4 protein-coding genes are annotated in these 4,217 nt (G+C 46.2%); all 4 read left to right on the top strand.

Annotation, left to right across the window (positions count from 1 at the left end):
• The coding region (gene codB / locus CAG68_RS20290; protein WP_161441575.1) for a cytosine permease at positions 1-1,194 on the top strand (1,194 nt) is incomplete at its 5' end.
• A 9-nt stretch (positions 1,195-1,203) separates the two neighbouring features.
• Positions 1,204-2,481 carry a cytosine deaminase gene (locus CAG68_RS20285; RefSeq protein ID WP_085569158.1) on the top strand — a complete coding sequence of 426 codons (1,278 nt, stop codon included), beginning with the start codon at positions 1,204-1,206 and terminating at the stop codon, positions 2,479-2,481.
• A gap of 248 nt (positions 2,482-2,729) precedes the next feature.
• Positions 2,730-3,368, top strand: a complete 639-nt coding sequence (locus tag CAG68_RS20280) for an HD domain-containing protein (protein WP_017819864.1) — start codon at positions 2,730-2,732, stop codon at positions 3,366-3,368.
• On the top strand, positions 3,369-4,127 hold the full coding sequence (locus CAG68_RS20275) for a helix-turn-helix domain-containing protein (protein WP_086047513.1): 759 nt from the start codon (positions 3,369-3,371) through the stop codon (positions 4,125-4,127). It abuts the gene before it with no gap.
• The last annotated feature ends 90 nt before the right edge of the window (positions 4,128-4,217 follow it).

Below are 4,217 nucleotides of genomic sequence, written 5' to 3'. Positions count from 1 at the left end.
GCCAGAAAAGGCGTGGCGTCACTAACCATGGTGATGTTAGGACTCACTTTTTTCTCCGCAAGTATGTGGACAGGTGGTTCTCTCGGTACTGGGCTCTCCTTTAATGATTTTTTCCTCGCTGTTCTCATCGGTAACCTAATCCTCGGTATTTACACTTCTTTCCTCGGTTACATCGGCGCTTCTACTGGTCTCTCTACTCACCTTCTTGCTCGTTTCTCTTTTGGTTCTAAAGGCTCTTGGCTTCCTTCTGCTCTTCTTGGCGGAACTCAAGTTGGGTGGTTTGGAGTTGGTGTCGCGATGTTTGCGATTCCGGTGCACAAAGCAACGGGCATCGATACCAATACTTTGATCCTCGTCTCCGGTTTGCTCATGACCGCGACCGTTTACTTTGGCATCTCCGCACTGATGGTGTTGTCAGCAATTGCCGTTCCTGCCATTGCGCTACTTGGCGGCTACTCTGTCATCGAGGCAGTAAATAGTGTTGGCGGTATAAGCGAACTACAACAGGTTCAACCAACCGAGCCACTCGATTTTTCAATAGCTCTCGCGATGGTTGTCGGCTCTTTTGTCAGTGCTGGTACATTAACGGCGGATTTCGTACGCTTTGGTAAAAAGCCGCGCAGCGCCGTGATGATCACCATGGTGGCATTTTTCATCGGTAACTCGTTAATGTTTATCTTTGGCGCGGCAGGTGCGTCGGTGACGGGTCAATCAGACATCTCTGAAGTGATGATCGCGCAAGGTCTTCTTATTCCAGCTATCATCGTTCTTGGCTTGAACATCTGGACGACCAACGACAACGCGCTCTACGCATCGGGTCTTGGATTTTCCAACATCACAGGCTTACCAAGTAAATACATCTCAATGGCGAACGGTCTTGTTGGCACACTTTGCGCTCTCTGGCTCTACAATAACTTTGTTGGCTGGCTGACCTTCTTATCTTTGGCAATTCCACCGATTGGCGGTGTGATCATCGCTGACTTCTTCACGAACCGTAAACGCTACGCAAACTTTGAAGCCGCCCAATTCCAAAACGTTAACTGGGCTGGCATTATCGCTGTCGTGATTGGCGTTGGTGCGGGACACTTCCTGCCTGGCGTAGTGCCGATTAACGCTGTACTTGGCGGCGCAATTAGCTTCCTGATTCTTAATCCTGTTCTCAACAAAAAAGCACTGGCTACACAGCCAGCGTAAGGAACCATCATGACAACACTACTGATCAAAAACGTAACGCTAAAAGGACAAGAAGGTCTGCAGCAAATTTTGATTGAAGATGGTCAATTCAAGCGCATTGAAAGCAACGATGTGGAGCTTAGTCATAACGGTGACATCATCGATGCTGAAGGCGGTATGGCGGTTGCGCCTTTCTGCGAGCCACACATTCACTTAGATACAACTCAAACCGCAGGTGAGCCAAGCTGGAACATCTCTGGCACATTGTTTGAGGGTATTGAACGTTGGGCTGAGCGCAAAGAAATGCTGTCGATTGAAGACGTGAAAGCGCGCGCAAAACAAACCTTAAAATGGCAGATAGCAAACGGCGTACAACACGTTCGTACCCACGTCGATGTTTCAGACCCTACCCTAATTGCCCTAAAAGCGATGGTAGAAGTGCGTGAAGAGATGAAAGAATGGGTAGATATCCAAATCGTCGCCTTCCCGCAGGAAGGAATTCTCTCTTACCCAAATGGCAAAGAGCTGCTAGAAGAAGCCGTCAAATTAGGTGCGGACGTGATTGGCGCGATTCCACACTTTGAATTCACACGCGAATATGGCATTGAATCGCTGCACTACGTATTCGAGTTAGCGAAAAAATACGACCGCCTGATCGACGTGCATTGTGATGAAATCGATGACGAACAATCTCGGTTCGTTGAAACACTGGCAGCATTAGCGCACAAGTTTGATATGGGGAATAAAGTCACGGCCAGTCACACCACAGCGATGGGTTCCTACAACGGTGCATACGCATCTCGCCTGTTCCGTTTATTACGCATGTCCGGTATCAACTTCGTGGCAAATCCATTGGTGAACATTCACTTACAAGGACGTTTTGATGATTACCCAAAACGTCGCGGCGTAACACGAGTGAAAGAGATGCTGAATGCCAACATCAACGTCTGCTTTGGACACGATGATGTATTTGACCCTTGGTACCCACTAGGCACTGCAAACATGCTGCAAGTACTGCATATGGGTCTGCACGTGTGTCAGGTGATGGGTTACGACCAAATCAACAACTCACTGGATCTGATCAGCAACAATTCAGCACGCACACTGAACATTCAAGACAAGCACGGCATTGAAGAAGGCAAACCAGGTAGTTTACTGATTCTTCCCGCAGAAAATGGTTTTGACGCAGTACGTCGCCAAGTGCCGGTTCGTTACTCTGTTCGTCACGGTAAAGTGATTGCAGAAACACAGCCTGCGACAACTCATATTCATCTTGAACAAGCAGAGCAAGTAACGTTCAAACGCTAAAAAGATCGGCGAAACGAAAAAGGCCTGACGACATCGTCAGGCCTTTTTTCTACTGGTAAACATCACTGCTCGCTCTGTCTATTCTTGTCTCATAAACCACTGAACACATTGAAAGGCCATATAAAACGGCTCAGTACCAAACGTTGCACAAGGTTCTGGTGGCTGAATCTCAATTACACCATCGCACTTGGAAATTATTCTAAGCGTTGGGCATACTTCTGACTTCATTTTAGTTGTAGATATGAACCATGACGTCATTAAGCCAGATAGAACCGCAATTTTTGGAATTTATGCAGCAAGAGATGCAAGTAGATGCAGCTCATGATCTTAAACACGTAAAACGCGTGGTCAAAACAGCGAAACAGCTCTGCAAAGAAGAAAATGCAGACATCGCGATTGTATTACCGGCTGCCTATTTGCATGATTGCTTTACTTACCCGAAAGATCACCCAAATCGCAAAGAGAGCTCAATCATCGCAGCCAAAAAAGCGGTCGCATTTTTAGAGAGTATCGATTATCCGCAGCAATATCATGATGCCATTGCTCATGCGATAGAGGCACACAGCTTTAGCGCAAACATCAGGCCAAATACGTTGGAAGCCAAAATCGTCCAAGATGCCGACCGTCTGGACGCTTTAGGCGCAATTGGCGTGACGCGATGCATTCAAGTCAGCACTCAATTTAACGCGCAACTTTACAACGACAGCGATATATTTGCCGAAGAACGTGAACTTAACGATAAACAATTCACTCTGGATCACTTTCAAACCAAGTTATTCAAAATCGCTGAAACCATGAACACGGAGTCAGCGAGACGCGAAGCGCAAAAACGCAAAACCTTTATGCAAACGTACCTAGAGCAGTTACACGACGAGGTAACAGCGTAAATGTCAGAAAGCTATACGTTAATTAAAGAGCTTAAACGCCAACTAAAGTTAGCTGGGCTGCATTATGCGGATGTTGCACAACACCTTAATTTAAGTGAAGGAAGCGTCAAACGTTTACTCGCTGAAGGTCAGCACATTAGCCTTGAGCGCTTAGAACGAATTTGCCAATTGATTGGTTTAGAAATGGCGGAACTATTTAAGCTCGCGGCTGCGCACAATAAAGGTCTAGAGTCGCTAACGTTAGAGCAAGAAAAGCAGCTGGTTGACGATAAAGCCCTGCTGCTCGTGGCGATCTGTGTTGTAAATGGCTATCAGTTTGAACAAATCGTTCAGCAATATACCTTCAATGAGTTGGAACTGGTGCAAAAGCTTGCTCATTTGGATCGGCTGAACATCATCGACTTGCAGCCAAATAACAAAATTCGTTTGCGTATATCTCCGACATTTAAGTGGCAGATGGGCGGCCCTATTCAACGGTTCTTCCAACAGCAAGTTCAAGACGCCTTTTTCCAAAGCTACTTTTCTGGTGAAGATGAAAAGTTCTCCATGGCAACAGGACTGATGAGTGTACCAAGCAACAAGAAGCTACAACAGAAACTGCAAAAGGTCATCGATGAGTTTTATCAGGCTTGCCAAAGTGATAGCTCTCTCGATATGGACGAAAAACACGGCACCTCTCTGATTATTGCGATGCGTCGCTGGACGTTCCCTTTGTTTGAACCATGGGAAAGAAAACTCACCAATAAGTCTCGCAATTAGTAACTCAACAAACAAATGGAAATAAAAGTAACGAATTTCGTTACTTTTGGTGGCATACAACGTCACTTGAAAGAGAAAGCTGGTTTAATC

This window comes from Vibrio sp. V42_P2S4T144, from assembly GCF_009904715.1.
Classification (GTDB): domain Bacteria; phylum Pseudomonadota; class Gammaproteobacteria; order Enterobacterales; family Vibrionaceae; genus Vibrio; species Vibrio alginolyticus.
The sequence above is the reverse complement of the archived record's forward strand: the minus strand, read 5'-3'. Positions and strand labels throughout refer to the sequence as shown.